The sequence below is a fragment of the Streptomyces sp. NPDC058000 genome, from assembly GCF_042886435.1.
Taxonomy (GTDB): Bacteria; Actinomycetota; Actinomycetes; order Streptomycetales; family Streptomycetaceae; genus Streptomyces.
Map to the genome: position 1 here is coordinate 1 of NZ_JBHVQS010000120.1, position 7,297 is coordinate 7,297.

6 protein-coding genes and 1 pseudogene are annotated in these 7,297 nt (G+C 68.7%); 3 read left to right on the forward strand and 4 right to left on the reverse strand.

What is annotated here, in order from left to right; translation table 11 throughout:
• Nucleotides 1–35: 35 nt before the first annotated feature.
• From ACFVT2_RS42995 to ACFVT2_RS43005, 3 genes are all read right to left on the reverse strand, one after another.
• Nucleotides 36–314 carry a hypothetical protein gene (locus ACFVT2_RS42995; RefSeq protein WP_390027877.1) on the reverse strand — a complete coding sequence of 93 codons (279 nt, stop codon included), beginning with the start codon at nucleotides 312–314 and terminating at the stop codon, nucleotides 36–38.
• A gap of 54 nt (nucleotides 315–368) precedes the next feature.
• Entirely contained in the window at nucleotides 369–1,253 is an 885-nt protein-coding gene (locus ACFVT2_RS43000) for a transposase (RefSeq protein WP_390027880.1), read from the reverse strand.
• A 608-nt stretch (nucleotides 1,254–1,861) separates the two neighbouring features.
• Complete coding sequence (locus ACFVT2_RS43005) at nucleotides 1,862–2,395, reverse strand: phosphate-starvation-inducible PsiE family protein (protein ID WP_390027882.1); 534 nt, start codon at nucleotides 2,393–2,395, stop codon at nucleotides 1,862–1,864.
• Between the two features lie 292 nt (nucleotides 2,396–2,687).
• On the opposite strand from ACFVT2_RS43005, the gene ACFVT2_RS43010 reads away from it, so the two are divergent.
• Nucleotides 2,688–3,008 (forward strand): hypothetical protein, encoded by a 321-nt coding sequence (locus ACFVT2_RS43010; protein WP_390027885.1) that lies wholly within the window; start codon nucleotides 2,688–2,690, stop codon nucleotides 3,006–3,008.
• A gap of 137 nt (nucleotides 3,009–3,145) precedes the next feature.
• On the opposite strand, the gene ACFVT2_RS43015 is transcribed toward ACFVT2_RS43010, so the two are convergent.
• On the reverse strand, nucleotides 3,146–5,653 hold the full coding sequence (locus ACFVT2_RS43015) for an ATP-dependent Clp protease ATP-binding subunit (RefSeq protein WP_390027887.1): 2,508 nt from the start codon (nucleotides 5,651–5,653) through the stop codon (nucleotides 3,146–3,148).
• A gap of 135 nt (nucleotides 5,654–5,788) precedes the next feature.
• On the opposite strand from ACFVT2_RS43015, the gene ACFVT2_RS43020 reads away from it, so the two are divergent.
• Complete coding sequence (locus tag ACFVT2_RS43020) at nucleotides 5,789–5,953, forward strand: hypothetical protein (RefSeq protein WP_390027890.1); 165 nt, start codon at nucleotides 5,789–5,791, stop codon at nucleotides 5,951–5,953.
• Nucleotides 5,954–6,184: 231 nt separating this feature from the next.
• A pseudogene (locus ACFVT2_RS43025) lies at nucleotides 6,185–7,120 on the forward strand (IS982 family transposase).
• Nucleotides 7,121–7,297: the final 177 nt, after the last annotated feature.

A 7,297-nucleotide genomic window follows, 5' to 3' on the forward strand; every position in this document is an offset into this window, starting at 1 on the left:
TGGTCGACATCCGTCCTACGCGGGGCCCCGCTCTTCTACATCAACTTCCCCGAACCGCTTGACACCGCCAACGGCCGCTTAACTTCGTGGCATTGGGCGATGATCAGCCAGACCCAGCGGTCGGCCTGTTCGGGGGTGCGGAGCCGGGGGCGAGTCAGCCCGAGGGCCTGCTTGAAGAACCGGAAGGTGTGCTCGATGTCGAATCTTCGAAGGAAGATCCGCCACAGGCGGTCGACGTCGTGCGGGGTGGCATCGGGGACCGAGTGCCACAGCCACAGCGGCTTGGGGGCCCGGTTGCCAGGCAGGTACTCCACTGCCAGGTGGACCAACGTGCCTTCGATGATGGGCAGTTCACCCTCGTGACTGACTCAGGATCCACGTCGGTCCAGTTTCGGGTGCAGGCGTCCCCAGCAGCGGGCGACGACGGCGCCGAAGCGGTCGTGCACGCTGGCCGACGCCTGCACGGGTGCGGGGTCGGTGGCGGCATCGGCCAGGCGGAATGCCTCGCCGTGGCGCGGTTGCCGGCCTTTGGTGGGGCCCTTGCGGCGCCCGGGCGGGTGGTACATGACGCGGTCGGCGCGGATCCTCCCAAGCAGCCGCACCGGCACCTCGCGCAGCAGCCACGTCAGACGCACGATGTCGTAGTCGGAATCCAGCACGAACAGCACCTCGGGATCGCCTTCGCGCCACTGCCCGGCCTGACGCAGGCGGTCGAGCAGGTCCCGGATCTGGGCGGCGGTGACCTCGGTCGCATCGTCGGTGGGACCCAGGCGGACCGCATCCAGCACTCCGGTCCACGAGGTCCGGCCCCCTCCCAACCCGGCGGCGACCTGGTAGGGCCACCCCGGGATGGTCTGCCGCACCCCGTCACACCGGCACGGGCGATGGCAGTGCAGGCGCTCTGGTGAGCACTCCGCGTCCGGACGCGGCCACGGCGTCACATCCAACGCGATCGAGATCTGCCTGTCCGTCCCGCGCGGCAGCCGAAGCCCGGCCAGCGCCCACCGCAGCCGCGACACATCCAGCCGGCCCCGGGCAAGCGCGTCGTACATCGCCCCGTGCCCGCGGCGGTGCACAGTCTCCAGTGACAACTCCGGCAGTGACACCACCGGGCCGCCCGCGCACAGCACCGCATCGACCAGCTCGAACAACGCATCGGCGCGGCGGGACATCGCCGCATACAACTCCATCCGAAAGGACGACAGTTCGCAAAACGCCTCCCGACGAACGGACTCATGGACGACACTCAACACCGACGACCTCCTGGCCCGTTGCGTGACTCGACACCACACAGCGTGAAAGGGAGGTCGTCGTCATGTCCGGGAGATTCCCATGTGGGTGAACGCCCCAGCCCCCCGAACGATCACCGAAGGTTTAATTTCAAGCTGAGGGGTTGCGACTTTTCGAGACAGGCGACATTTGGTTTGGCTATCTGGCACTCAGGGTGAGTCGACGATCGCGGACAAGCCTCAGTGCCACCTGCTCGGGATGCGGCCGCCCGTGTACGGCCCTGCCTTGTGGGTGGCGGGGCCGTCGTGGGCTTCGGTGCTGGGGGCGTCGTCGCTGAAGTCGGGTGCCTCGGCCGGACTCCGGCATCAGCGCTCCCAAAACGCCGAGGGCCGCTCCCCTCAGCCGGTGAGCGACGCGCATCGGACTCAGCATGGACAGCGACAGCAGTGCCGCGTGGGAGGGCGCTGCCGCCGGGACCGGAGCCCGGTGGTGAGGCGCGGGGCGGAACTGCAGAGGCGGGCCTTGGAGGACCTCGCGAATGGCCGTGAGCCGCACACCCCTGGAACGGGACGTCGGGTCTGCTCGCGAGGAGCAGCGGGTGCGGGCGGCCGTGGCTGCGGAAGGTGAAGGATCAGGACGCGCGCACCGGGGTGGGTGACGGCTCCGGCGGCGAGCGCCGCGGCTCCTGGAGCGGGAAGTAGTCTCCCGGCCGCGTGGAGCGCCGCCACACGTACACCGCTGTCGCCATCACGAGGATCAGCCCCGCCAGGATCAGCAGTTCGATCCCCTCGACGTTCCACCGGAAGGATTTCTCCGCCTCGGCCGTCACGATGAGCACCTTGCGGATGCCGGCAATCAGGCCGACGACGAGGAACGGCTCCGCGTCGAGGGTCTGGTTCCTGATGGTGAGGCGGACGGTGTGGAGCAGCTCGGCCACGATGAACAGCACAAGGCCGTTGTCCAGGGCGGAGAGAACGACCGTCTCCTCGTGATACGGCCCCTGGATCGACCTGATGACGTCGTGGATGACCCCGACGGTCAGGAGCCCCGCGAGCAGTACGAGGAGCGCCGCGACGACCAGGTGGATGCCGTCCTCGATGAGCTGCAGGAGGCCCTGTAACCGGCCGCCCTCGATCTTCGGGGTATTGGGTCGCACAGTCAGCATGCTAAGGGTGCCCCGGCCTACAGGCGCGGCGTGCTGGGCGAACGGGTGGACGAGCGGATCCCCTCCCTATGGTGGCAGCCCGGGCGCGGCGAGGCGCGACATCATCGAGGCCCACCCGGCGGCAGGACAAGGGTTGCGAGGTAGCCCGACGCGCGGACACAAACGCCAGGAACCTGCGGTTCGTCCTGGTCGCCGACCCGGGCCTGCCCTCCGAGATGGCCTGGCTCGCCCCCGCCTACCGGAGGATCTGCGCCGCCGCATCGCCAGGGACATCCGCTGGCAGGCGGACACCGTGACGGCACCCCTGGTGGCGGACGAGCAGGTCGACGTGTCCGACGTGGCTAAAGTCGTCGGCACCCGTCAGGAGGACGGCGACTGGGACATCGGCGTCCTCCTCACCGACCTGCCGAGCCGGGCGGAGCGCAACCCGGTCCGCACCGAGGTCGCCCCTGAGCACAGGGTCGCACTGGTCTCACTGCACGGCCTCGGCTCCCGGCGTCTGCGGCGCCGGAGCGGTGCGGCAGGCGGCGGTCGGCGTCGTCAGGCAACAGGCCGCGCAGGACGAAGAGCCGCTGGATTCCTCAGTCGTCGGCCGTCCGGCCCGGGGGAGTAGTCGAAGCGCGAACGCTACGCGGTGCCAGGGGCTGCCCGGCCACGTCCGCCCGGCAGTTGCCGCCGTGGCGCCTTCTCTCCTGGCGGCGACGCTGTCCACCTCCGCCTCATGATGAAAGAAATCCCAGTTCAGATGGGCTACTCCGCCGAACTTGCCGTGTCCGGCTCCGGCTGGTCCGCGCCGCCCGAGGCGGCCGCCGGACCGAGGGTCAGTGCCAGCTCGCCGTCCTTGACATCGGCGATGACGGTGTCGTCCGGATTGACCGAGCCGCTGAGCAGCATGTTCGAAAGGCGGTTGTCGAGCTCCGTCTGGATGGTGCGGCGCAGCGGCCGGGCTCCGAACTCGGGCTGGTAGCCACGGTTGGCCAGCCACTCCTTGGCGGTCTCGGTGACCTCGAGGTTGATCTGCTGGGCGTGGAGCCTGCGCCGGCTGCGTTCCAGCAACAGGTCGACGATGCGCACCAGGTCCGCCCGGGTCAGGGCGTGGAAGACGATGATCTCGTCGATGCGGTTGAGGAACTCGGGCCGGAAGTGCGCCTGCAGTTCGGCCATCAGGTCATCCCTGATGTCCTCGACCGCCCCCTGGTGGTCCAGGATGCGCTTGGAGGCGATGTTGCTGGTCATGATGACCACGGTGTGCCGGAAGTCGATCGTGCGTCCCTGGGCGTCGGTGAGCCGTCCGTCGTCCAGGACCTGCAGCAGCAGGTTGAAGACGTCCGGGTGGGCTTTTTCGACCTCGTCGAACAGCACGACGCTGTACGGCTTTCGGCGCACCGCCTCGGTGAGTTGCCCGGCCTCCTCGTAGCCGACGTATCCGGGCGGGGAGCCGACGAGCCGGGAGACGGTGTGCTTCTCCTGGAACTCGCTCATGTCGAAGCGGACCATCCGGTCGGAGTCTCCGAAGAGCAGTTCCGCGAGTGCCTTGGCCAGTTCCGTCTTGCCGACTCCCGTGGGTCCGAGGAAGAGGAAGCTGCCGGTGGGCCGCTCGGGGTCTCCCATGCCCGCCCGGCCGCGGCGCACAGCCTGAGACACGGCGGTGACTGCCTCGTCCTGGCCGACCACCCGCTCGTGCAGGGCCTCTTCGAGCTTCGTGAGCCGCTCGCGTTCGGTCTCGGTGAGCTGGGAGACGGGAATGCCGGTGCGCGCGGAGAGCACATCGGCGATGTCCTCGGCAGTCACACTGCCAGCCTCTTCCCGCTCTCCGCCGGCGCCGGCGAGCTCCTGCTCCACCTGCCGGATCTGCTCCTTGAGCTGTGCGGCGCGTTCGTAGTCCTCGGTGCTGACGGCCTCGTCCTTCTCCCTGCGCAGCTTGGTGAGGCGGTCCTCGAGGCTCGCGGTCCCGGTCGGGGCACCGAGGCCGCGCAGTCCCACGCGTGCTCCTGCCTGGTCCATGAGGTCGATCGCCTTGTCGGGCAGGAACCGGTCGGTGATGTAGCGGTCGGACAGGGCGGCCGCGGCGTCCAGGGCCTCGTCCGTGTAACGGACCTGGTGGTGGGCCTCGTAGGAGTCGCGAAGCCCGCTCAGGATCTCGACCGTCTCCTCGACGGTGGGTTCGCGCACCATGACCGGCTGGAAGCGACGTTCGAGCGCGGCGTCCTTCTCGATGTACCGGCGGTACTCGTCGATGGTGGTGGCGCCGACCACGCTGAGGTCGCCCCGGGCGAGCGCGGGCTTGAGAATGTTGCCGGCGTCCATGGCACCCTCGCCGCCTCCGCCCGCGCCGACGACCGTGTGCAGTTCGTCGATGAACACGATGATGCCGCTCTCGGCCTCCGTGACCTCGTCGATCACCTTCTTCAGCCGTTCCTCGAACTCTCCCCGGTACTTGGATCCGGCGACCAGACCGGCCACGTCGAGGCTCACGACGCGGCGGTTGCGCAGGGCCTTCGGGACCTCTTCGGCGACGATCCGCTGCGCCAGTCCTTCGACGATGGCGGTCTTGCCGACGCCGGGATCACCGATGAGCACGGGGTTGTTCTTGGTACGCCGGGAAAGGACCTCCACGGTCTGCTCGATCTCCTCCGCCCGGCCGACCACCGGGTCGAGACGCCCGCTGCGGGCCTCCTCGGTGAGGTCGCGCCCGTACTCGTCCAAGGTCGGGGTGTCGCTGTGCTCACCCGACGCCGCCTTCCGGCCGGCTTCGCCGCCACTCAGCAAACCGGAGGAGACTCCCTCGGATCCCAGCGTGCGTGCGAGGCTGGAATCGTCCAGCAATGAGGCGAGGATGTGCTCCGGACCGATGTACGAGGCACCGGTCGCCTGGGAGTGGGCGTGGGCGGCAAGCAGAGCGCGCTTCACCGCTGGTGTGAGCCCGGGGTCGCCGGTTCCGGTGCCGGTGGGAAGGTTCTCCTGCAGGTCCGCAGCCAGCTGGTCCGGATCCGCGCCTGCCTGCTCCAGCAGCTGCCGGGCGGCCGGCACCTGCGTGGCGGCCCACAGCAGGTGCACGGTGTCGAGATCGGACCCGTCCTCGGCCGCCCGGCCGCCTGCCGCCGCCAGCAGCTCGTGCGAGGAATCACTGAGCAGTCGCCCGATGGGCACGCGCTGCACGGCCGGCGGCGAGGCTGCCGGACTCATGCCGAAGAAGCGGTTGAAGAGATCGGAGAACGGGTCGCCAGACCCGAAGGGCGAAGTTGTCACAAGGATCATCCCGTCCGGCGGGCGGCACAGCGGCTGTGCGCAGCCTGCCGTAGTCGAATTGCCGGTACACGGCCATTCTTCGCCGGGTCGTCCCGGCGTGCGAACGCAGCAGGTGAGTGACGGGCGTCCTGGGCAGAGCCGCAGATGCCACAGGCGATCGGGCACGAGGAGACGTGGCAGGCGGTGACGCTCAGCGCCAAGGCGATCAAGACGATCGACAGCATCGGTGTCGAGGCGGCCGTGGCTCGCATCCGCGCCGGGGGAGCCCGCGCCGGATTCCTCCCCGGAGTCACGAAGTCGTCCTACTGATCGTCCCGCCCTCGTGGGCGGATGCGCTGCCGGCAGCAACCACGGCCGCTGCGGGGCGCGCTCGTACGGGGGCAAGGAGTCACCGAACCCGGCGGTCTTCCAGAGGGGCAGCCCTCAGTTGCTCGTCGCATCGCGCTCGGTTCCTGGCTCGCTGGCAGCGCCTTGGACGGCTAGATGATCGATTCAAGGGATCGGCTGCGCGCATGGGACGAGGGCGTCCAACGTCAGTGTGTGAAGACAGAGTTGGACACCCTCGCGACTGCACTCCATGTGAAAACCGACGACCTGCTGAAGGCGTCTCCGCATCTCGCGCCATGGCGGCCGGCCGTGGGGATCGCCCCGCAGCTCACCGACGCCGAGCTGGTCACACCGGCGATGATGCAGGCCATGCTCGGCTTCACCTCTGAGGCGAGGTGGCTTCGCCACGCCCCTTCCCACCTGCGGCATCTCTTCCCGTACTTGCCCAAGCAGCCCGGCTACAACAAGCGGCTGCGCAAGAGCGCCGACCTGCTTTGCAGGTCTGCGCAAGAGCGCCGACCTGCTTTGCAGGGTCACCCGCCTGCTGGCCACCGACACCTCCGTGTGGAGCGACGACGTGTGGATCGTGGACTCCACACCGGTGGAATGCGGCCGCTCCCGCGAGACCGTCGAACGTTCCGACCTGGCCGGTTGGGCCGAGTACGGGTACTGCGCCAGTCACAGCCGCTTCTTCTGGGGCCTGCGGCTGCACTTGGTGTGCACCTTCCAGGGCCTGCCAGTCGCCTTCGCCCTGACCGGCGCCAAGGCCGACGAGCGCGAGACCCTGCTGGACCTCCTCGCTGCCGAACCCGGCCTGGCCGCCGACCGGCCCGGCCAGACGCTGATCGGCGACAAGAACTACTACGGCCGGGGCTTCGAACACGAACTGGCCGGGCAGGACATCCAGCTGCTGCGCCCGGCCCGCAGAGGCGAGCCGGAGCCGCCCTGTTCAAGCCGTTGCGGCAGGTCATCGAGTCGGTCAACGAGACCTTCAAGGGCCAACTCGATCTCGAACAGCACCGAGGCCGCACACCCGGCGGTGTCGTCGTCCGCGTCATGCAACGCACCTTCGCAATGACCGCCGCGATCTGGCACAACGACCACACAGGACAGCCCGTCCTGCGCTCACTGACCGCATATGACCACTGACCCCTTGGAATCGATCATCTAGGGTCCGCGACTTCGCAGAGGCGTGTCCGATGGGACCTGTCACTCGACCCATCGGACACGGCCTAGTGTCCTGCGCCAGTAGTTGATCGTTAGTTGTTGTGTGACTTCTTCTTCTGCTGGTGCGTCAGTTCCTCGTCGGGGTCCGAAGCTGGAGCC